The 21,177-nt window shown below is 73.8% G+C and carries 15 protein-coding genes and 1 pseudogene; 12 read left to right on the top strand and 4 right to left on the bottom strand.

Annotation, left to right across the window (positions count from 1 at the left end; all coding sequences use genetic code 11):
* Nucleotides 1-29 precede the first annotated feature (29 nt).
* Nucleotides 30-626 (top strand): hypothetical protein, encoded by a 597-nt coding sequence (locus tag CPE01_RS09125; protein WP_186811476.1) that lies wholly within the window; start codon nt 30-32, stop codon nt 624-626.
* 217 nt (nt 627-843) lie between these two features.
* Here the strand turns inward: CPE01_RS09125 and aceB are convergent, their stop codons facing one another.
* The gene (gene aceB / locus CPE01_RS09120; RefSeq protein WP_146806327.1) at nt 844-2,511 is read right to left on the bottom strand and encodes a malate synthase A; all 1,668 of its coding nucleotides are present in this window, start codon (nt 2,509-2,511) and stop codon (nt 844-846) included.
* A 180-nt stretch (nt 2,512-2,691) separates the two neighbouring features.
* Nucleotides 2,692-4,020, bottom strand: a complete 1,329-nt coding sequence (gene aceA, locus CPE01_RS09115) for an isocitrate lyase (protein WP_146806326.1) — start codon at nt 4,018-4,020, stop codon at nt 2,692-2,694.
* A gap of 316 nt (nt 4,021-4,336) precedes the next feature.
* On the opposite strand from aceA, the gene CPE01_RS09110 reads away from it, so the two are divergent.
* Nucleotides 4,337-5,848 carry a helix-turn-helix domain-containing protein gene (locus CPE01_RS09110; RefSeq protein ID WP_371861991.1) on the top strand — a complete coding sequence of 504 codons (1,512 nt, stop codon included), beginning with the start codon at nt 4,337-4,339 and terminating at the stop codon, nt 5,846-5,848.
* Nucleotides 5,849-5,998: 150 nt separating this feature from the next.
* On the opposite strand, the gene CPE01_RS09105 is transcribed toward CPE01_RS09110, so the two are convergent.
* Entirely contained in the window at nt 5,999-6,847 is an 849-nt protein-coding gene (locus tag CPE01_RS09105) for an MBL fold metallo-hydrolase (RefSeq protein ID WP_146806325.1), read from the bottom strand.
* A 158-nt stretch (nt 6,848-7,005) separates the two neighbouring features.
* Nucleotides 7,006-8,853, bottom strand: a complete 1,848-nt coding sequence (locus CPE01_RS09100; protein ID WP_146806324.1) for a phosphoenolpyruvate carboxykinase (GTP) — start codon at nt 8,851-8,853, stop codon at nt 7,006-7,008.
* A 152-nt stretch (nt 8,854-9,005) separates the two neighbouring features.
* On the opposite strand from CPE01_RS09100, the gene CPE01_RS09095 reads away from it, so the two are divergent.
* The 10 genes and pseudogenes from CPE01_RS09095 to CPE01_RS09055 all read left to right on the top strand — a co-directional run bounded on the left by CPE01_RS09095 (nt 9,006) and on the right by CPE01_RS09055 (nt 21,134).
* A complete protein-coding gene (locus tag CPE01_RS09095; protein WP_146806323.1) occupies nt 9,006-10,451 on the top strand; it encodes a helix-turn-helix transcriptional regulator in 1,446 nt (481 codons plus the stop codon).
* 59 nt (nt 10,452-10,510) lie between these two features.
* Nucleotides 10,511-11,086 (top strand): SurA N-terminal domain-containing protein, encoded by a 576-nt coding sequence (locus tag CPE01_RS09090; RefSeq protein ID WP_146806322.1) that lies wholly within the window; start codon nt 10,511-10,513, stop codon nt 11,084-11,086.
* A gap of 22 nt (nt 11,087-11,108) precedes the next feature.
* Entirely contained in the window at nt 11,109-11,786 is a 678-nt protein-coding gene (gene mazG / locus CPE01_RS09085) for a nucleoside triphosphate pyrophosphohydrolase (RefSeq protein WP_246783833.1), read from the top strand.
* 92 nt (nt 11,787-11,878) lie between these two features.
* Nucleotides 11,879-12,430, top strand: coding sequence for a hypothetical protein (locus CPE01_RS09080; protein WP_146806321.1), 552 nt, complete (start codon nt 11,879-11,881; stop codon nt 12,428-12,430).
* Nucleotides 12,431-12,808: 378 nt separating this feature from the next.
* Nucleotides 12,809-13,471 (top strand): annotated as a pseudogene (locus CPE01_RS17010) (M48 family metalloprotease); the annotation flags it as partial.
* Between the two features lie 737 nt (nt 13,472-14,208).
* The gene (locus tag CPE01_RS16755; RefSeq protein WP_246783832.1) at nt 14,209-15,120 is read left to right on the top strand and encodes a hypothetical protein; all 912 of its coding nucleotides are present in this window, start codon (nt 14,209-14,211) and stop codon (nt 15,118-15,120) included.
* A gap of 237 nt (nt 15,121-15,357) precedes the next feature.
* Entirely contained in the window at nt 15,358-16,914 is a 1,557-nt protein-coding gene (locus CPE01_RS09070) for a Re/Si-specific NAD(P)(+) transhydrogenase subunit alpha (protein ID WP_146806319.1), read from the top strand.
* Nucleotide 16,915: 1 nt separating this feature from the next.
* A complete protein-coding gene (gene pntB, locus CPE01_RS09065) occupies nt 16,916-18,313 on the top strand; it encodes a Re/Si-specific NAD(P)(+) transhydrogenase subunit beta (RefSeq protein ID WP_146806318.1) in 1,398 nt (465 codons plus the stop codon).
* 123 nt (nt 18,314-18,436) lie between these two features.
* Complete coding sequence (locus tag CPE01_RS09060) at nt 18,437-20,503, top strand: endo-1,4-beta-xylanase (RefSeq protein ID WP_146806317.1); 2,067 nt, start codon at nt 18,437-18,439, stop codon at nt 20,501-20,503.
* Nucleotides 20,504-20,552: 49 nt separating this feature from the next.
* Complete coding sequence (locus tag CPE01_RS09055) at nt 20,553-21,134, top strand: GNAT family N-acetyltransferase (protein ID WP_146806316.1); 582 nt, start codon at nt 20,553-20,555, stop codon at nt 21,132-21,134.
* Nucleotides 21,135-21,177 lie beyond the last annotated feature (43 nt).

The following is a 21,177-nucleotide window of genomic DNA, read 5'->3' as shown; positions in this document are numbered from 1 at the left end:
CGTGGCGTCCGTTGCGGTTGGTGAGGGCGGTGCTCGCGTCGACGGGGTGGTACGCGACTGTGCCGGTGCTCGGCCTCGCCCTGGTGCTGACCGTGGCGTTCCCGGACGGCCGGATCTCGCAGTTCGGGCCGCTCGTGCTGAACCCGCAGCTGCGTGTGCTCGTCGTCGTGCCCATGCTCATGGCGGTCGCGGTGGGGATATCGCAGGGCGTCGCGCCGACACCGGTCGTCTTCCGCAACGGGAGGGTGGTCCTGGTGCGTGCCGCCTGCTACGCGCTCACGCTCCTCGTGAGCTGGGGGATCGTGCTGCTCGGGGCACAGCTCGGCACGGGTCTGCCGCTCGCGGCGTGTCTGCGCAACCTGTTGCTGATCAGCGGGGTCTGCGCGGCGACGGGTGCGCTGGCGGGACCGGTGTACGTGTTCATCCCTGCGGTGGTCGCGCTCGCCGCGGCGATGGTGACGCCGGGTGAGAGCTCGGAGTGGACCCCGTGGTCGATGTCGTTCCGGGAGACCGCGTCGACGGAGCAGCTCGTCGTCGCGGCGGTCGTCGCGATGGTCGGGCTCGCGCTCGCGGTGTGGGACCCGCGCAGTCCCGGGTACTTGCGCCGGGCGAGTGCTGGGTCGTGAGTGGGGGATGGGCGGTCGTTGGCGGCCACATGTCTCGAGCCAGTCCTTGCTCCGGCGCGAGGAGGTACGACGGGAGCGAGAACTGGTCGAGTCGGAGCGACGAGGTCAGGGGACGGTTGGGGGAGTGCAGGTGGGACGGTGAGGGCGGTTCCTCCGGTCTGCGGGTGTGGAGGCCGGAGGAACCGCCGGGTGGCTCGCTCGGGTCGAGACGAGCTCGTCAGGGGTGCTCGACGAGGTGCTGGGTGTATGCCGCGACGGTGAGGAACGTCGGGAATTCGTCGGCCAGTGCGACCTGCTCGAACAGCGCCGCCGCGTCGTCGAACCGGTCGTCCGACGAACGGGGGAGCGAGTCGAGCACCCCGGCCAGGACCTCGCGGACGTGCGCCTGCGTGATCGCCGTCCCGGAGTCGGTCACGACACCCTGGTGGACCCACTGCCAGACCTGCGACCGCGAGATCTCGGCCGTGGCAGCGTCCTCCATGAGGTTGTCGATCGCCGCGGCACCGACGCCCCGCAGCCACGACTCGAGGTAGCGGACCGCCACGGAGACGTTGCCGCGCAGGCCCGCGTCGGTCACGGAGCCCGGCTCGGCACCGCCCGCGGACGGGATGTCGAGCAGCTGGGCCGCGGTGACGTGCACGTCCTCGCGCAGCCGGTGCCGCTGGTCGGTCCGGTCGCCGAACGCCTCGTCGAACACCTCACGCGCGACGGGCACGAGGTCGGGGTGCGCGACCCACGTCCCGTCGAAGCCCTGTCCGGCCTCGCGCTGCTTGTCCGCGCGGACCTGCTCGAGCGCACGCTCGGTGACCTCGGGCGACCGGCGGTTCGGGATGAACGCGCTCATCCCACCGATCGCCTGCGCGCCGCGGCGGTGGCACGTCGAGACCAGCAGCTCGGTGTACGCCTGCATGAACGGCACGGTCATCGTGACGCGCGACCGGTCCGGCAGGACGAACCGCGGGCCACGGTTCCGGAAGTTCTTGATGACGCTGAAGATGTAGTCCCAGCGCCCCGCGTTGAGCCCCGCGCAGTGGTCACGCAGCTCGTAGAGGATCTCCTCCATCTCGAACGCGGCCGTGATGGTCTCGATGAGGACCGTCGCGCGGATCGTCCCGTGCCGCAGACCGAGGTAGGTCTCGGTGAAGCGGAACACCTCGTCCCACAGCCGCGCCTCGAGGTGACCCTCGAGCTTCGGCAGGTACAGGTACGGGCCGCGGCCCCCGTCGATCAGCGCCTGCGCGTTGTGGAACAGGTACAGCCCGGCGTCGACGAGCGAGGCGGACGACGACGAGCGCTGGCCGGCGCGGTCGTGGAACGCCAGGTGCTTCTCGGTGAGGTGCCAGCCGCGGGGCCGGAAGACGATCGTCGGCGTCTGCTCGCCGACGCGATACTCCTTGCCCTCGGCGGACGTGAAGTCGACCTGCCCGCGGATCGCGTCGAACAGGTTGAGCTGGCCACCGATGACGTTGGCCCACGTGGGGCTCATGGCGTCCTCGTGGTCCGCGAGCCAGACCTTCGCGCCGGAGTTGAGCGCGTTGACGGTCATCTTGCGGTCGGTCGGGCCGGTGATCTCGACGCGGCGGTCCTCCAGCCCGGGACCGGGGCCCGCGACGCGCCACGTGGGGTCGGCGCGGATGCCCGCGGTCAGCGGCAGGAAGCCGGGGTCGGCGCCGTTGGACCAGCGGTCGCGACGGTGCTGACGCGCGAGCAGCAGGTCGTGCCGGCGGCCCGCGAAGCGCGCGTGCAGGTCGGTCAGGAAGTCGAGCGCCTCGGACGTGAGGATCTGCGACGAGCCGGTCGTGTCCGGGCCGATGACCTCCAGGTGGGGGCGGGAGAACGGGTCGGTGAGCAGCGTGCGGCTCGCCAGGGGCGTGATGACGGTCATGGTGGATCCCTCAGGTGTCGAGCGGGTCGAGCTCGTGCTTCTCGTTCCACCTCGTGCGTCCAGATGCACGAGGTGGAACGGGACTGCCGAGCTCGCCGGGCGGGTGTGCGGTGCCGGCACCGGGAGGCGGGGTGCAGGGTGCCGGAGTGAAGGCGCCGTCGCGGTGGGCGGCGGACGGGGTCAGTGCGTGAACTGGGCCGTCTCGGTGGAGCCCGCGAGCGCGAGGGTGGCGCTGTCGGGCGAGATCGCGGTGGCGACGCGGTCGAAGTAGCCGGTGCCGACCTCGCGCTGGTGGCGCGTGGCCGTGTAGCCGTCGGGCTCGGAGTCGAACTCCCGGGTCTGGAGCTCGACGTACGCGCTCATCCCGCGCTCGGCGTAACCGTGCGCCAGGGAGAACATCGAGTGGTTGAGCGCGTGGAAGCCGGCGAGGGTGATGAACTGGAACGCGTAGCCGTGGCCGGCGAGGTCGCGCTGGAAGCGCGCGATCTGCTCGTCGGACAGGTGCTGACGCCAGTTGAACGACGGCGAGCAGTTGTACGCGAGGAGCTTGCCCGGGTACTCGTCGTGGATCCGCTCCGCGAACTCGATCGCGAGGCCCAGGTCCGGCGTCGAGGTCTCGACCCAGAGCAGGTCCGCGAACGGCGCGTACGCCTTCTGCCGCGCGACGACCGCGTCGAGCCCGGGACGCACCCGGTAGTACCCCTCGGCGGTGCGCTCGCCGGTGAGGAACTCGTGGTCGCGCTCGTCGGCGTCGGTCGTGAGCAGGTCCGCGCCCAGGGCGTCGGTGCGCGCGACGATCACGGTCGGCACGTCGGCGACGTCCGCGGCGAGCCGCGCGGCGGACAGGGTCCGCACGTGCTGGCTCGTCGGGATGAGCACCTTGCCGCCGAGGTGACCGCACTTCTTCTCCGCGGCGAGCTGGTCCTCCCAGTGCACGCCCGCGGCGCCCGCGGCGATCATCGAGTGCATGAGCTCGTAGGCGTTGAGCGGCCCGCCGAACCCGGCCTCGGCGTCCGCGACGATCGGCGCGAGCCACTCGCGGGTGCGGCGGCCGTTCTCCGAGACGTCGATCTGGTCGGCGCGCAGCAGCGCGTTGTTGATGCGGCGGACCACCGCGGGGACGGAGTTGGCGGGGTACAGGGACTGGTCCGGGTAGGTCTGACCGGAGAGGTTGGCGTCGGCAGCGACCTGCCAGCCCGACAGGTAGATGGCCTCGAGGCCCGCCTTGACCTGCTGGACGGCCTGGTTGCCGGTCAGGGCGCCGAGCGCCGGCACGTGGGTGCGGGTGCGCAGCAGCTCCCACAGCCGCTCGGCGCCGCGGCGGGCGAGCGTGTGCTCCTCGCGGACGGACCCGCGCAGCGCGACGACGTCGGCCGCCGTGTGGGTCCGGCGGATGCCGGCCCAACGCGGGTCGAGCTGCCAGGCCGCGTCGAGCTCGTCGGCCGTGGTGGTCTGGTCGCCGGTGCGGGGCTGACCCGGCGAACGCGCCGGGTCCGTCTGCGTGGTCATGGCTCCTCCGTAGGGCTTGCGGGTTCTTCTCGGCCGGACTGGCCTGCCCACCACGTTGGGGCATCCGCAACGGTTCTTCACCGGTGGGAGTGCGAGAAGATCCGCAGAACTTCTGCGTGACAGAAAGCCGTGCGAGTGTGACCCTGGACACATGACGACGACGAGCGCGCGCACGCCAGGCGCAGCCACGACCGGGACGACGCGTGCTCCCGCGACGACCGGCACGACGCGCGCTCCCGCGACCCACGGCACGAGGCCGCCCGTGACGAACGGCGCGACCGGTGCTCGTCGCGCGGATGGATCGGGCGCCCGGCCGATGCGCCCGAGCGGTTCCCCGGTGCTCGGTCGCCCCGGCGCACGGGCCACGTCCGACGAGTCCCGCGGGGCCTCGTCGGGCGCGCTCGACACCCTGGTGCTGGGCCGGCGTGTCCGCCACCTGCGCACGCAGCGCGGCCTGACGCTCGACGAGCTCGGGGCGGCGATCGGGCGTGCTCCGTCGCAGGTCTCGATGCTCGAGAACGGGCACCGCGAGCCGAAGCTGAGCCTGCTCGCGCAGATCGCCGAGGCGCTCGACGTCCCGCTCGCCGAGCTCCTGCGCGCCGAGGCGCCGAGCCGCCGCGCCGCGCTCGAGGTCGAGCTCGAGCGCGCGCAGCGCGGCCCGCTGTTCAGCCAGCTCGGCCTGCCGTCCGTCAAGGTCGGCAAGTCGTTGCCGACCGACGCGCTCGAGGCGATCGTCGCGCTGCAGCACGAGGTCGAACGCCTGCTCACCGAGCACGCGGCCACCCCCGAGGAGGCGCGGCGCGCGAACGCCGAGCTGCGCGCCCGGATGCGCGAGCGCGACAACTACTTCCCCGAGCTCGAGGCCCACGCGCGCTCGCTCCTGGAGGCCGTCGGGCACACGGGCGGGCCGCTGTCGCAGCGCGCGACCGCCGACATCGCCGCGCACCTGGGCTTCACGCTGCACTACGTCCCGGACCTGCCGCACACGACGCGCACGGTCACCGACCTCGCGCACGGACGGATCTACCTGCCGCAGGGCGACCGCTCGTTCAGCGACTCGCGCTCTCCGCTGCTGCAGGCGCTCGCGAGCCACGTGCTCGGGCACACCGAGCCGCGCGACTACCGGGACTTCCTGCGCCAGCGCGTCGAGGCGAACTACCTGGCCGCCGCCCTCATGCTCCCGGAGGACAGCGCGGTGGCCTCGCTCAGGGCCGCCAAGGACGAGCGGCACCTGTCGGTCGAGGACCTGCGCGACGCGTTCGCGGTCCCGTACGAGACCGCCGCGCACCGGTTCACGAACCTCGCGACGCGGCACCTCGACCTGCCCGTGCACTTCATGAAGGTCCACGAGGGCGGCACGCTGCACAAGGCGTACGAGAACGACGGCGTCGCGTTCCCGTCGGACCCGCTCGGCGCGATCGAGGGCCAGCCGGTATGCCGGCAGTGGACCGCGCGGGTCGTGTTCACGCTCGCCGACCGGTTCTCGCCCTACTACCAGTACACGGACACCTCGTCGGGCACGTACTGGTGCACGTCCCGCGTGCAGAGCTCGTCGCAGGGCGCGTTCTCGGTGTCGGTCGGCGTGCCGTTCGCGCACGTGCGCTGGTTCCGCGGCCGCGAGACCACCGAGCGCTCGGTCTCGACCTGCCCGGACCCGTCGTGCTGCCGCCAGCCGCCGGCGGTGCTCGCCGAGCGCTGGGAGGGCGCGTCGTGGCCGTCCGCCCGCCCGCACGCCTCCTTGCTCGCGGCGCTCCCGGTGGGTGTGTTCCCGGGCGTCGACACCACCGAGGTCTACGAGTTCCTCGACCGCCACGCCCCTCGACCCTGACGCCTCACCGCCCGCCGGCGGCGCCCGGGCGCGACTGACGTTCTCCACCCCGAGCGTGAGGCGAGGTCTGTCTGGGCTGTTCAGCGCGTGGCGGGTGCCTGAGAGGGCGCTCGCCGGGGTCGCCGGGAGGGGAGAGCCCGGTGGGCCGGATCAGGTGAGGTCGTCGTGGTCGCCGCGGGTCCAGGCGGCGTGGCGCTCGGCGGAACGGCCGACGATCGCGCGGGCGTCGGCCGGGATGACGCCCGCGAAGTTGTTGTAGAGCCGGTCGAACGGACGACGAGCGACGTGCTCGGCGACGCGCAGCGCGACCTGGCCGGACAGCGGGATGCGGTTGGGGTAGCTGCGCATGAAGCTCACGGACGTGCGGTCGGGGTTGGCGAAGATCGTGTCGCCGGACAGCAGCGCGCCACGCCCCTCGGCACCGCCGGCCCAGTGCACGACCGCCGAGCCGGGGAAGTGCCCGCCGGGCTGGCTCAGCACCACGCCCGGGAGCACCTCGAGCTCGCCGCGCCACGGGCGGACCGCCGCGTCGGGCCGCGCGACCCAGCCGGCATCCGGCTCGCTGACCAGCACGGGGACGTCCCGTCCCAAGGCGGCCGACGCGCGTCGGCTCCACTCGACCTGCACGCCGAACATGTGCGGGTGGCTCGCGGCGACGACGAGCGTCCGGCTCGACCCGGCGGCGTCGACGACCGCCGCCAGGCCCGCGTCGTCGACGAAGCCGAGCGGGTCCCACAGCAGCGCGCCCTGCTCGGTCGTCAGGAGCTTGGACTGCTGCTCGATCCCGACCCCGGGTGCCTCGAGCGCCAGCAACCGCGGCTCGAGCTCGTGCGTCGTGACGTGCACGCCCTCGGCCGCGAGCTCGTCGAGCGTCGCCCACGCCTGGCCGGTCGCCGGCACCCACTGCCGCTCGTCGTCGCAGATCGCGCACACCTGGACCCGCTCGGCGTGCTCGACCCCGCACGTCCGGCACACCCAGAACAGCGTGTCATCGCCCATCCGCCCACCCTGGCCGCCCGCCGCTCCACGGGCAATCCCCCCGGCCCCCGCCCCCGCGCGGCCGCCCCCACAGTGGGTGGGCTTGCGCTCGCTCAGCGGGCGGAACCCCACCCACTGCGCGCCCGCGCCCCTGGCCGTCGGGCGGGGCGGGGGTGGGGTCAGGGGTGGGTGAGGCGGTGGCGGAGGGCGGCGAGCTGCGTGCGCAGGGGAGCGGGGAGGCGGTCGCCGAAGCGGGCGAAGAACTCCTCGGTGAGGTCGGCCTCGGCCAGCCACGCGTCAGGGTCGACCGCGAACAGCTCGGCCAGGTCGTCGTCGGTCAGGTCGAGACCGGACACGTCGAGCGCGCCGGGAGCGGGTCGCAGCCCGACGGGACCGGGCACGGCACCCTCGTCGGACCCGGACCGGGCCGCGTCCACCTGAGCGACGATCCACGCCAGCACCCGCGAGTTCTCCCCGAACCCGGGCCACAGCCACGAGCCGGACGCGGACTTGCGGAACCAGTTGACGCCGAAGACGAGCGGGCGGCCGGCGGGCGACAGGCCCTCGCCGACGCGCAGCCAGTGCGCCCAGTGGTCGGCCATGGAGTAGCCGCAGAAGGGGAGCATCGCGAACGGGTCGCGGCGCAGCTCGCCGACGGTGCCCTCGGCCGCGGCGGTCTGCTCGGAGGCGATCGTCGCGCCCAGGAACACCCCGTGCTGCCAGTCGAAAGCGCGGGTCACGAGCGGCACGTTGCTGGCCCGACGGCCGCCGAAGACGATCGCGTCGACGGGCACGCCCGCGGGGTCCTCCCACACGTCGGCGATGGTCGGGCACTGCGCCGCGGCCACCGTGAAGCGCGAGTTGGTGTGGGCGGCGGGACGCCCGGACGACGGCGTCCAGGACCGCCCGGTCCAGTCGGTCAGGTGGGCCGGCGGCTCGGGCGTGAGGCCCTCCCACCACACGTCGCCGTCGTCGGTCAGCGCGACGTTGGTGAAGATGACGTCGCTCGAGAGCATCTCGACGGCCGTGGGGTTGGTCGCGACGCCCGTGCCGGGTGCGACGCCGAAGAACCCCGCCTCGGGGTTGATGGCGTAGAGGCGGCCGTCGGCGCCCGGCCGCAGCCAGGCGATGTCGTCGCCGATGGTCTCGACGCGCCAGCCGGGCAGCGTAGGGGACAGCATCGCGAAGTTCGTCTTGCCGCACGCCGACGGGAACGCGGCGGCCACGTGGTACTGCCGGCCCTCGGGAGACGTGACGCGCACGAGCAGCATGTGCTCGGCGAGCCACCCCTCGTCGCGCCCGATCACGGACGCGATGCGCAGCGCGAAGCACTTCTTGCCGAGCAGCGCGTTGCCGCCGTAGCCGGACCCGTAGGACCAGATCTCACGCGTCGCCGGGAAGTGGGAGATGTACTTCGTGGGGTTGCAGGGCCAGGGCACGTCGGAGTCCGACGAGGTCAGCGGGGCGCCCACGGAGTGCACCGCGGGGACGAAGGGCGCGCCGTCGACGATGAGGTCGAGCACCTCCATGCCGATGCGCGTCATGACGCCCATGCTCACGACGACGTACGGCGAGTCGGTGATCTCGATGCCGAGCTGGGCCAGGGGGCTGCCGACAGGCCCCATGGAGAACGGGACGACGTACATGGTGCGGCCGCGCATCGAGCCGGCGAACACCCCCGCGAGCTCGGCGCGCATGGCGGCAGGCTCGCGCCAGTTGTTCGTCGGCCCGGCGTCCTCGGCGGTCTCGGAGCAGATGAACGTGCGCGACTCGACGCGGGCGACGTCGTCGGGGTCGGAGCGGGCGAGGTACGAGCGGGGCCGGAGCTCGGGGTCGAGCGGCAGCAGGGTCCCGGTCCGGACCATCCCGGCGACCAGCGCGTCGCGCTCGGCGTCGGAACCGTCGCACCAGACGACCGCGTCGGGCTCGGTGAGCGCGGCGACGGCCTCGACCCAGGCGTACGGGTCGAGCGGGTGGCCGGGCTCGACGGTCGGGAGCTGGGGGACGCGGACGGACGTGGCGGTCATGAACGGCTCCTGGACAGGTTCCGGGTGGGTGCTCGTGCCTGGTGCGGGTTCCCGCGAGACGGGTTCGCTCCTTCATCGTCTGTCAACACCAAGGGCGGATGGCGACTCAAAACGATGTCAAGTTTCGTCGTTCTTGACGTAGCGTGAGGAGCGTGGCTTCCGACGACGTGCTGACGACCGGCCGACGCATCCGGCACCTGCGCACCGCCCGGGGACTGACCCTCGACGCGCTCGGGGCGCAGGTGGGCGTGACCTCGAGCATGCTCTCGCTCGTCGAGAACGGTCGGCGCGAGCCGCGGCTGACGCTCCTGCGGGAGCTGGCCTCTGCCCTCGGCGTCACGCTCGACGAGCTCGTCGACCCCGAACCACCCACGCGCCGCGCGGGGCTCGAGATCGAGCTGGAGCAGGCGCAGCGCTCGAGCGCGTTCCTGCGGCTCGGGCTGCCGCAGGTCCGGCCCAACCGGTCGTTGCCCACCCCGGTGCTCGAGCAGCTCGTCGGGCTGCACACCGAGCTGGCCCGGCGCGAGCGCGAGGCGATCGCGACGCCCGAGGAGGCGCGCCGCGCGAACACCGCGCTGCGGCTGGCCCGGCAGGCACGCGACAACCACTTCCCCGAGCTCGAGGTGCTCGCCGAGCGCATGGTCCGCGAGGCCGGGTACACCTCCGGAGCGCTCACGCACCGCACGGTCTGGCGCATGGCCGAACGCCTGGGGCTGGAGATCCGGCACGTCGACGACCTGCCGCGTTCGACGCGCACCGTGACGGACCTCGAGAACGGCCGGATCTACCTGCCGCCCGCCTCGACCCCCGGCGGGCACGGCCTGCGGTCGCTCGCGCTGCAGGCCATGGCGCACCGCGTGCTCGAGCACGGCGAGCCCACGTCGTACGAGGCGTTCCTGCGTCAACGCATGGAGACGACGTACTTCGCGTCGGCCGCGCTCGTGCCGCAGTCCGCTGCGGTCGAGTTCCTCGCCGCGCGCAAGCGGCAGCGCGAGCTCGCGATCGAGGACTTCCGCGACGCGTTCGGCGTCACGCACGAGGCCGCCGCGCAGCGGTTCACCTCCCTGGCGACGCACCATCTCGACATCCGCGTGCACTTCCTGCGGATCAACGAGGACGGCTCGATCTACCGCGCGTACGCCAACGACGGCCTGCCGCTGCCCGTCGACGTCACAGGAGCCATCGAGGGTCAGGTCGTGTGCCGGCGCTGGGGTGTGCGCGAGGCGCTGTCCCGACGCGACCACGCGACGGAGTCGTACCAGTACACCGACACCCCCGCGGGCACGTTCTGGTGCTCCACGCAGCCGGGCGTCGCGCCCACGGGCCGGTTCGCGCTCGCGGTCGGTGTGCCGTTCTCGTCGGCCAAGTGGTTCCGCGGACGTGAGACGCAGGTACGCCGCCGCAGCACGTGTCCCGACGAGGCGTGCTGCCGCAGGCCGGACGCCGAGGCCGCCGCGCGGTGGGAGCAGAGGTCGTGGCCGAGCGCCAGGATCCACCAGCACGTGTTCGCCCCGCTGCCCTCCGGGAGGTTCCCCGGCGTGGACGCCGCGGAGATGTACGCCTTCCTCGACCGCCACGCGCAGCACCCGGGTGCGTGAGCGCGTAGCGCAGGGGCCTACGATGGCGCCGATCGACGAGCGAGGACGCAGGAGGTCAGGTGCTCACCAGCAGGCTCACGACGGGTCCCACGACGAGCCGCGCGACGAGGCTCTCGCGCACCGCGCTGCTCGCGGGCGGGGCGCTGGCCGCCGCCGCGGCGCTCGGCGCGTGCTCCGGGACGCCGGGTGCGGCAGCCGTCGTCGACGACCGTGTCATCACGGCCGACGAGGTGCAGGTCGCGGTCGAGCAGCTCGGCGGCCTGTTCCAGGGCGTCAGCACGCAGACGGTCACGTCCGTGCTGATCCAGGAGCCGACGATCACCGAGCTCGCCGCGGAGAACGGCATCGGCGTCTCGCCCGAGCAGGCGCGCACCCTGCTCGAGTCCGCGGCGACGGCCGGCGGCGCCGCGCTGCCGGACGACCTCGCGCCGTCCACGATCGCCGTCGCGCGGTACGTGCAGGCGAGCGGTGCGCTGCAGGACGCCGACAACGCGGCCGAGCTCGCCCAGCAGTTCAGCGAGCGCATCGGAGAGCTCGACATCGAGGTCAACCCGCGCTTCGGCACCCTCGTCGGCGACGCGAACATCGACGTGCCCGGGCTGCGGCCGTGGGTGGTCGGGGCGGGCGAGTCCTGACGCGGTGCCCCTGGACGGGGATGTGACCCGGGACGACGACCGCGACCACCTGGCCGAGCTCGTCGTGGTCATGGACCGGCTGCGCTCGCCCGGCGGGTGCCCCTGGGACGCCGAGCAGACCCATGCGTCGCTCGCGCCGTACGCGCTCGAGGAGGCCTACGAGCTCGTCGAGGCGATCGAGCACGACGACCGTGCCGGCCTGCGCGAGGAGCTCGGCGACCTGCTCCTGCAGGTGGTGTTCCACGCCCGCGTGGCGGCCGAGCACGCGGACAGCCCGTTCGACGTGCAGGACGTCGCGGCGGACCTCGTCGCCAAGCTCGTGCGGCGGCACCCGCACGTGTTCGCCGACGAGCAGGCGGCGCCCGACGACGAGGGCCGCCACATCGCGTGGGACCGGATCAAGCGCGAGGAGAAGGCGCGCGCGTCGGTGCTCGACGGCGTCCCGCTCGCGCTCGGTGCGCTAGCCCGCGCGCAGAAGCTCGTGGCGCGTGCGCAGCGCGCAGGTCTGACCGTCCCGACGCCCGCGCCCGCGATCTCGGCCGGGTCCTCGATCGATGCCGACGAGCTCGGTGCGCAGCTCTTCGCGCTCGTCGTCCGCGCCCGCGCGGCCGGGCTGGACGCCGAGGGCGAGCTGCGGCGCACGACGGCCGCCTGGGAGGCGCACGTCCGAGCCGCGGAGGCCGACGCCGCGGACCACTGACCCGCGTCTCGTCGAGGTCCGTTTCATCCTTTACCGCCGCGCGCGGCAGGGCCACGCTGGCGCCAGGGGGACCCCGCCCCAGGGAGGCGGCCGTGGCGGTGGACACGCAGCGTGCGCTCGTGCGCGACCTCGCGAGCACGGTCCTGGCGAGCCAGGCACCGGACGAGCTCGCTCTCCTCGACCTGACGAGCGAGGAGTTCTTCGCCGATCCCGACGCGGCGCTCACGCGCGACCGACGAGACGAGTCGCTGGGCTTCGGCATCGAGCTCGCGATGCTCACGCCGCTGGTCCTGGCCGTCGTGACGCCCGTGGTCCAGTTCCTCGTGGACCTGGCCACGGACACGATCAAGGAGACGATCACGGACTCGGCCAAGCACGAGCTGACGCCGAGGGTCGCGGCGTGGCTGCGCCGCGTGACGCGCCGGGGCGACGACCCGGCCGCGCCGGCACCGGCGCTCGGCGCCTCGCCTGACTCCGCCCCGTCCGGCGCCGTCGTGCCCGACGAGGTCGCGCCCGCCCTGACCGGTGAGCAGGCGCGTGCGGTGCACGACCTCGCACACCGCCGGGCGCTCGACCTGGGACTCGACGAGACCCGCGCGGGCCTGCTCGCCGACGCGGTCGTCGGTGGGCTCGTCGTGGCCTAGCGGACCGACGTGAGCGGCGCGGCTGCCGTGACCGCCGAGGCCCCCGCGCCCGGCGACCCCGCCGTGCCCGGCCCTCGTCCCCGTGTGCTCGCCTACCCGACGCCCACGTCGGTGCACCTGCTCGTCCTGGTGCTCGCGGTGCTCGCGGGCGGGCTGTTCGTCGGTTCGTGGACGTACAACATCGCGGCCGGGGGACGGTGGGCGCGCGGGGTCGCCGCGTGCTTCGACGGACTTCCCGAGGACCCGTTCGAGGCGCAGGCGGCGTTCGAGGACTGCACGGCCGCGCTCGAGCGCGAGCGCGCCTGGGCCTCCGTCGCGGGCGCGGTCGTGACGCTCGCGCTCGCGGTGGTCCTGCTGCTCGTGCACCCGCGCGTCGTCATGCGACGGCGCGGGCTGCGCCCCCTGCCGCAGACGTTGACCGCGACCCACGAGCGGGTCGCGCAGCTCGCTGCCGAGGCAGGCCTGCGACGCGCGCCGACGCTCGTCGTCGGACGGCTCTCGCAGGTCGACGCGTTCTCGTTCGGCACGCCCGGGCGGTACCGGGTCGCGCTGCCGCCCAAGCTCGCGACGAGTCCGGGGGACCGCGCGCTGTTCGACCCGGTGCTGCGCCACGAGCTCGCGCACGTGCGGCACCGGGACGTCACGCTGGCGTGGTTCGGGCGCTTCGCGTGGTGGGCGTTCTGGCCGGTGGTGCTGGTGCCGGCGGTGGTCTCGGTCGCGCGGCGCGATCTCGGGGTGCTCGGCCCGTACGCGTGGCGCGCGGTGCTCGTGCTGCTCGTCGTGCGCCTCGTCGCCGACGCGATGCTGCGCTCACGCGAGCACGACGCCGACCTCGCCGCCGCGAGCCCTGCCGCCGCGACCCCTCACCCGACCGCTGCCACGACCCCTCACCCCGACCTCCCCGCGGACGCGCCCGGGCCGGGAACGCGCGGCCGGCTCGACGACCTCCGCGCCGTGGTCGGTGCTCTGCGACCCGTGCCCACGCGCTCGCGCCGGCGGCGGCTGACCGCGCAGCACCCGACGCCCGCCGAGCGCGTCGCCGTGCTGGACGACCCGACGCGGCTCGCCCGCTCGTCGTGGCTCGACGCGCTCACGGTCTCGTTCCTCGCAGCGGCCTCCTTCCCGACCGTGCAGGCCGTCGCCTCGGCGGCACTCACGGGCACGGGCCAGATGGACGTCGCCCGGACGATCGCGGCGGTGGTCGTCGGGGCGCCGCTGGGGGTCGTGCTCGCCCTGGGGCAGTGGCGTGCCGCGCTGTTCGAGCGGCTCGGCGGGCCGGGCGCGCGCGTGGGCGGCCCGGCGCTCGTCGTCGGTGTCGGGCTCGCGCTGGGCGCGGCGGTGGACCCGCAGCGTCTCGGTGGTGAGCCGCTCGGGTCGCTGCACGCCGAGCCCGCGCTGCTCGGTCTCCTGGTCGGCGCAGGTGCGCTGGTCGTCGTGACGGGGCTCGGGGAGCTGTGGGCGGACGCGGCCGTGCGCGTGCGGCACGCGGCCGGGCACTGGCTGGTCGCGGCGGGCTGCGGTGCGCTCGTGCTCGTCGTCGCGACCTGGGCGCTCGCGCTCGGGGCGTTCGCGGCCGAGCAGGTGGACTGGCCGTTCGTGCTGTCGGCGCTCGCGTCCTCGGGCGCGGGCGCGCTCACCGGGGCGTGCGTGGCGCTCGCCCTCGCCACGGGCGTCGCGCTCGTGCTGCGCGGCGGCGACGCACGCACGGCACCGGCGTGGGCTCTCGAACGCGGGGGACGAGCACGTCGTGGCCCGCCGCGGCGCCCCCGGGGACCGGGGTGGCCGCGATCGTCGCGGTTGTCGCGAGCGTCGCCGCGGTCCTCGTCGTCGCGCTCGCGCAGGCCACGTCCTCGGGCGACACCCCGGTGGAACGTGCGCAGGCGTACGAGCTGGTCGCGGTCGTCGTCGGTGCGGCCGCGCTCGTCGCGCTCGCCGCGGCCGGGGGTGCGCGCGGCGCAGGGCTCGGGCTGCTCGTCGCGCCCGTGGCGGCGCTGCTCGCGGCGGGCGCGCTCGTGCTCGTCGTCCCCGACCTGCTGCGTGGCGGCACCACGGCACGCTTCCTGCGCGACGTCGGACCGCTCGCGCTCGTGCTCGGCCTCGCGGGCGCGGGGCTCGGGGCGGCGCCGTTCCCGCGCGGGTCGCGCCGCAGGATCGCGCTGGTCGCGGCGCTGTGCACGGCCGTGCTGGGCGCTGGCGGCGCCCTGCTCGTGGTCGACGCCCGCACGCGCCTGTTCGGCGCAGGGCTCGGGCTGGGTGGGTCGGACGGCACGGCGGCGTCGACGCCCGACGAGTCGGCAGAGCTGGCGTACCTGCAGGCTGCGGTCCCGACGATCGCGACGGCGTTCGCACAGGTCGACCAGGTCGCGCTCGCGATCGACCAGGACACGACGCTGCCGCCCGGCGAGCGGGCGGACCGGGTCCGCACCGACGTCCTGCCTGCGGTGCGCGCGGTGCAGGACGCGGTGGAGGCGACCGCGACGGGGACGGCGCGCCTCGACGAGATGCAGGCGCACGCGAGGACCGCGGTCGAGCAGCTCGACCTCGGGCTGCGGCAGTTCGCCGATGCGCTCGACGCGGGGGACACCGCTGCGCTGCAGGGCGCGACGGGCGTCATCGCGCGGGGGTATGCCGAGCGCGACGAGTGGGTGCGCCTCGTCGGGGTGCTGCAGGCCGACCTCGGGCTGACCTGAGCGCCCCGCCGCACACGCGCGGACCGGTCGGCGCGGGGCGGGTCGGCGCAGGTCGGTGGGTATGGGTCGGTGGGTGCGGGTCGGGCGTGGGGTGGTCAGCGCGGGACCGTGGTCCCGTGATGTGGTCGCGTGCGTGGATAGGGTCGTCGGCGAGCCGGTGAGAGGGTCACCCGGCCACGAGGCGGTCACCGTGCGCCCGCGCTCCAGCGGCGGGTGCACGCAGGTCAGGAGGCGTGCGTGACGACGATCGGTATCCCGCGGGAGGCGAGCGGCCAGCGGTTGGTGGCGGCGACGCCGGCGACCGTGGCGAAGCTCGTCGGGCTCGGGTACGACGTGCTGGTCGAGGCGGGGGCGGGCGCTGCGGCGACGTTCTCCGACGAGGCGTTCGCCGACGCGGGCGCGAAGGTCGTCGACGAGGCCGGCGCGTGGGGCGCGGACGTCGTCACGGGCGTGGACGCGCCGTCGCTCGAGCACGTCGCGATGCTGCGGGAGGGCGCGGTGCTCGTCGCGCAGCTCCAGCCGGCGCAGCGCCCCGAGCTGGTCGACGCGCTCGTCGCGCGCGGCGTCACGGCGCTCGCGCTCGACGCCGTGCCGCGCATCTCGCGCGCGCAGTCGCTCGACGTGCTGTCCAGCATGGCGAACGTCGCGGGCTACCGGGCCGTGGTCGAGGCCGCGCAGGAGTTCGGCGGGATGTTCGCGGGTCAGGTCACCGCCGCGGGCAAGACGCCGCCCGCTCGGGTGTTCGTCATCGGCGCCGGTGTCGCGGGGCTCGCGGCGATCGGCACCGCGGACTCGCTCGGCGCTCAGGTGCGCGCGTTCGACGTGCGGCCCGAGGTCGGCGAGCAGATCGAGTCGATGGGTGCGACGTTCGTGCGAGCGCCCGAGGCGCAGCAGGAGATCAGCGCCGACGGCTACGCCAAGCCGCTGACGCAGGAGCAGGCCGCCGCCGCGCTCGACGTGTACGCGCGGGAGTGCGCGGACGCGGACATCGTCATCACGACCGCGCTCGTACGCGGCACCGCGCCGACGACCATCACGGCGCAGGCGGTCGCGGCGATGAAGCCCGGCTCGGTCGTCGTCGACCTGGCCGCCCCCGGCGGCGGCAACTGCGAGCTCACCGTCCCCGGCGAGCGCGTGGTCAGCGACAACGGCGTGGTCGTCCTCGGCTGGACCGACCTCGCGGGCCGCATGCCGCAGCACTCGTCGCAGCTGCTGGGCACGAACATCGTCCACCTGCTGCAGCTGCTCACGCCCGACAAGGACGGCGCGCTGGTGCTCGACCTCGAGGACCCGGTGCAGCGCGGCATGACGGTCACGCACGAGGGCGAGCTGATGTGGCCGCCGCCGGCCGTCGCGGTCTCGGCCGCGCCGCCACCCGCGCCCGTCGGTCCGTCGCAGGAGGAGCGGGCGGCGCAGGCCGCCGCCGCGGCGCAGGTCGCCGCGGCCAAGGGCAAGCGGCGCATGATCGCCTACGCGCTCGCGGCCGTGCTGCTCACGCTCGGCATCGCGTTCGCGCCGGCGGCGTTCCTCGGGCACTTCACCGTGTTCGTGCTGGCCGTGTTCGTCGGCTACTACGTGATCTCGAACGTGTCGCACTCGCTGCACACGCCGCTGATGGCCCAGACGAACGCGATCTCCGGGATCATCCTCGTCGGCGCGCTCCTGCAGATCGGCTCGGACAACCTCGTCGTGACGGTGCTCGCGTGCGTCGCCGCCGCGGTCGCGTCCATCAACATCTTCGGCGGGTTCCTGGTCGCGAACCGGATGCTCCGCATGTTCCGACGGGGGGCATGAGATGACGCTCGTGACGCTGGCTCAGGCCACCTACCTGCTGGCCGCGGTCCTGTTCGTGCTGTCCCTCGCCGGGCTCAGCAAGCAGGAGACCGCGCGGCGCGGCAACGTGCTCGGGATGGTCGGCATGGTCTTGGCGCTCGTCGCCACGATCGCGCTGGCCCTGGACGCCTCGCAGCGCCCGCCCGTGGTGACGGCGCTGCTCATCGCGCTCGTGCTGGGCGTCGGCGCGGTCGTCGGGACGTGGCGGGCGCGTGAGGTCGAGATGACCCAGATGCCCGAGCTCATCGCGATGCTGCACTCCTTCGTCGGTGCCGCCGCGGTGCTCGTCGGCTTCAACTCCTACCTGACCGAGCCCCCGCACGGAGTGCACCTCGTCGAGGTGTTCCTGGGCGTCTTCATCGGTGCGGTCACGTTCACCGGCTCGATCGTCGCGTACCTGAAGCTCTCCGCGAAGATCACGAGCGCGCCGCTGACGCTGCCCGGACGCAACCTGCTGAACCTGGGTGCGGTCGTCGTCTCGCTCGGCCTGCTCGCGTGGTTCGTCGCCGCGCCGTCGATCTGGCCGCTCGCGATCATGACCGTGATCGCGCTCGCGCTCGGCTGGCACCTGGTGGCCGCGATCGGCGGCGGCGACATGCCTGTCGTCGTGTCGATGCTCAACTCGTACTCCGGGTGGGCCGCGGCCGCGGCCGGCTTCATGCTGAGCAACGACCTGCTGATCGTCACCGGTGCGCTCGTCGGTGCGTCCGGTGCGATCCTCTCGTACATCATGTGCCGGGCCATGAACCGGTCGTTCGTCTCGGTCATCCTGGGCGGCTTCGGGGCCGAGGAGGGCGCCGCGGCGCCGTCCGCCGGCGGGCCGGTGGGGGAGCACAGCGAGATGTCCGCCGCGGACGTCGCGAACGTGCTCGCCGGTGCCCGCTCGGTCGTCATCACGCCCGGTTACGGCATGGCCGTCGCCAAGGCGCAGTACCCCGTCGCGGACCTCGTCGAGAAGCTCCGGGCTCGCGGCGTGCAGGTGCGGTTCGGCGTGCATCCCGTCGCCGGCCGCCTGCCCGGGCACATGAACGTGCTGCTCGCCGAGGCCAAGGTGCCGTACGACATCGTGCTCGAGATGGACGAGATCAACGACGACTTCGACGAGACGGACGTCGTGCTCGTGATCGGCGCGAACGACACCGTCAACCCCGCCGCGCTCGAGGACCCGTCGTCGCCGATCGCGGGCATGCCCGTGCTCGAGGTGTGGAACGCCAAGCAGGTCGTGGTGTTCAAGCGGTCGATGGCCACCGGCTACGCGGGCGTGCAGAACCCGCTGTTCTTCCGGGACAACACCGCGATGCTGTTCGGCGACGCGCGGGACCAGACCGAGAAGATCGTCGCAGCGCTCGCGCAGGGCTGAGGGGGCGGTCCGGTCCACAGTCCGGACCGAACCGTTTCACCCCTCGTCGGTCCCGACGCGCGTTCCCTAGCGTCCGGCGCAGCCGGCGGGTGTGCCGTCGGCCCGCCGGCTAGGAGCGTTGTGATGTCCCGTCGTGCCCACCCGTCCGTACCGTCGCCCGAGACGGGACCGCTGACCGTGGCGGGGCTCGCGGCACTCGTCGTCGGGGCGCTGCTCGCCGTCCTCGCGCTCGCTGCGCCGTTCGCGACGCCCGCGCGTGCGGCCGCGACCGTCGTCGTGACGTCCGACTTCGAGGACGGGCTCGGCGGCTGGCAGGGGCGCGGCGATGCGGCCGTCTCCCTGACCACCCAGAACGCGCGGGGCTCCCAGAGCCTGCTGGTCACGGGGCGCACCCAGTCGTGGAACGGCGCGAGCCTGCCCGTGACGACGACGTTCGCACCGGGTGTCACGTACACCGTCTCGCTGTGGCTGCGGCTGCCGTCGACGGGCACCGGGTACGCGGACCTGCGGGTCTCGGTGCAGCGTGACAACGCGGGCGAGTCGTCGTACGACACGGTCGCGACCGCCACGGGCGTCACGAGCGGCGGCTGGCAGCAGGTCACCGCGAGCTACACGCCCGGCCCGTTCGACAGCGCGCAGCTGTACGTCGAGTCGACCGACTCCCTGACCGACATCCTGGTCGACGACGTCGTCGTCACCGGCGACCGCCTGACCCCGGACCTCACCCTCCCGGCGCTCGACACGACGCTGCAGCCCTGGTTCCCGTTCGGCATCGCCGTCGAGCCGGCCGACGTCCTGGCCGGCCGCGGCGAGCTCGTCGCCCACCACGCCGCGCAGATCACGCCCGGCAACCAGATGAAGCCCGACGCGATCCAGCCCACCGAGGGCGAGTTCCGGTTCGGCCCCGCCGACCAGCTCGTCGACTTCGCGGTCGAGCACGGGCAGCGCGTCTACGGGCACACGCTCGTGTGGCACCAGCAGACGCCGCAGTGGTGGTTCGAGCGCAACGACGGCGTCGCCCTCACGACGAGCGCCGACGACCAGGCGCTGCTGCGCTCGCGGCTCAGGACGCACATCCGCGCGATCGCCGACCACTACCGCGAGACGTACGGCGAGTTCGGCACGCCCGGCAACCCGATCGTCGCGTTCGACGTCGTCAACGAGGTCATCGACGAGTCCCAGCCCGATGGCCTGCGTCGCAGCGAGTGGTACCGGATCCTCGGCCCGTCGTACATCGCGAACGCGTTCACGTACGCACGCGCCGCGTTCGGCCCCGAGGTGAAGCTGTTCATCAACGACTACAACAGCGAGTACCCGAACAAGCGCGCGCCGTACGTCGCGCTCGTGACGTCCCTGCTCGAGCAGGGTGTGCCGGTCGACGGCGTCGGCCACCAGCTGCACGTCGAGGTCGGCCGCTCGCTGAGCAACATCGAGGCGACCATCACGGCGTTCGAGGGTCTCGGCGTCACGCAGGCCGTGACCGAGCTCGACGTGTCGACCTACCTGCACGGCGGTGAGTCGTGGACCACGCCGCCCGCCGAGCGTCTGCTCGAGCAGGCGTACTACTACCGCGACCTCTTCGCGGTGCTCAAGCGGCATGCGTCGTCGTTCGAGTCCGTGACGGTGTGGGGCGTCGACGACTCGCGGACGTGGCTGCGCTCGGGGGCCGCCCCGCTGCTCTTCGACGGCCGGCTCCAGGCCAAGTCCGCGTTCTGGGGGATCGTCGACCCGTCGCGCATCGGCACGACCGCGACCCCCACCCCCACCCCGACCCCGACCCCGACGCCCACGCCCACGCCGACCCCGACGCCCACGCCGACCTCGACGCCCACGCCGACCTCGACGCCGACCGCGACGCCGACGGGCGGGCCCGCCGGGTGCTCGGTGCGCTGGGTGGGCAACGCGTGGAACACCGGCCTGACGGCCAACGTGCGCGTGACCAACACGGGCAGCGCAACCATCGACGGCTGGACGCTCACGTTCGACTTCCCGAACGGCCAGAAGGTGACCCAGGGGTGGAGCGCCGAGTGGTCGCAGACGGGCAGCGCGGTCACGGCGACGAACGCGCCGTGGAACGGCCGCCTGGCCGCGGGCTCGTCGGTGGAGATCGGGTTCAACGCGTCGCACCCCGGCACCCCGACGGCGCCGACGGCGTTCCGGCTCAACGGCGCGCCCTGCGCAGCGGGCTGACCTGCATCATCACGCGTGCTGGACCGCTCGGCCCGGGTAGCCTGGCCGGGTGGTCCAGCACAGCGCCCTGTCGCCCGTCCCCACGCTGCGCACGTCGCGGCTCGTCCTCGTCCCGCTGGGCCCCGAGCACCTCGAGGGCGTCTGGGCGGCGCTCGGCGACGAGGAGTCGAACCGCCTGACCGGCACGCACGCGACGTTCACGCGTGAGCAGGTCGCGGCGCACCTCGAGCGCATCGGGGCGGCCGACGACCGCGCGGACTGGGCGATCACCTCGTCGGACGACGGCACGTACCTGGGCGAGGTCGTGCTGAACGAGCTGGACGACGAGAACGCGTGCATGAACGTGCGCATCGCCCTGGTCCCCGGAGCACCCGGGCGGGGGTACGGCACCGAGGCCATGACCGCGGTCCTCGACCACGCGTTCGGGGCAGTCGGCCTGCACCGGGTCGAGCTGAGCGTCTACGCGTTCAACCCGCGTGCGCAGCGCTCCTACGAGAAGGCGGGGTTCGTCGTCGAGGGGCGGCAGCGCCACACGCTGCTGTGGGACGGCACCTGGCACGACTCGGTGCTCATGGCGGTCCTGGCCACGGACCCGCGGCCTTCGTCGGATGCGCCCGCACCCACCTCCTGAGGCTCGGCGACACGTCCCGCGGCGCCGTCTCGCGGACGGAGGT

This window comes from Cellulomonas persica, from assembly GCF_007989825.1.
GTDB lineage: Bacteria > Actinomycetota > Actinomycetes > Actinomycetales > Cellulomonadaceae > Cellulomonas > Cellulomonas persica.
Note: the sequence above shows the minus strand (reverse complement) of the source record. Positions and strands in the feature narration are given on the sequence as shown.